The following is a 671-nucleotide window of genomic DNA, read 5'->3' on the forward strand; positions in this document are numbered from 1 at the left end:
GGCGAAGGCTTCACCCTGATGTTTCTCGGCATGGGCTTTGTGCTGGTGTTCCTGCTGCTGCTCATCTTTGCCATTCAGGGAATGTCCCTCGCCGTGAACCGTCTGTTCCCTGAGCCGCCTGCCGCCCCCAAACCGGCGCCGGCCGCCGTCGCGCCGGCCGACGACTTCGCCCGTTTAAAACCGGCGATTGTCGCCGCCATTCATCACCATCGCCGTCTTCACCCTTAATTCACGGAGGAATTTATGACCGTTGCCATTACCGATGTCGTCCTGCGCGACGCCCACCAGTCCCTGTTCGCCACCCGTCTGCGTCTCGACGACATGCTCCCCGTCGCCGCTCAGCTGGATGACGTCGGCTACCGCTCCCTTGAGTGCTGGGGCGGCGCCACCTTTGACGCCTGCATCCGCTTCCTCGGCGAGGACCCGTGGCTCCGCCTGCGCGAGCTGAAAAAGGCGATGCCGAAGACCCCGCTGCAGATGCTGCTCCGCGGCCAGAACCTGCTCGGCTACCGCCACTACGCCGATGACGTGGTGGAGCGCTTTGTGGAGCGCGCCGTCAAAAACGGCATGGACGTCTTCCGCGTCTTCGACGCCATGAACGACCCGCGCAACATGCAGGCCGCCCTGCAGGCGGTCCGCCGCCACGGCGCCCACGCCCAGGGCACGCTTTC

The 671-nt window shown here is 65.4% G+C and carries 1 protein-coding gene and 1 pseudogene; both read left to right on the forward strand.

The window, feature by feature from the left end; genetic code table 11:
• The coding region (locus CWM58_RS27885; protein ID WP_100682230.1) for an oxaloacetate decarboxylase subunit gamma at nucleotides 1–228 on the forward strand (228 nt) is incomplete at its 5' end.
• Nucleotides 229–243: 15 nt separating this feature from the next.
• Nucleotides 244–671 (forward strand): annotated as a pseudogene (locus CWM58_RS27890) (oxaloacetate decarboxylase); the annotation flags it as partial.

This window comes from Klebsiella sp. H-Nf2, assembly GCF_002806645.1.
GTDB lineage: Bacteria > Pseudomonadota > Gammaproteobacteria > Enterobacterales > Enterobacteriaceae > Klebsiella > Klebsiella variicola.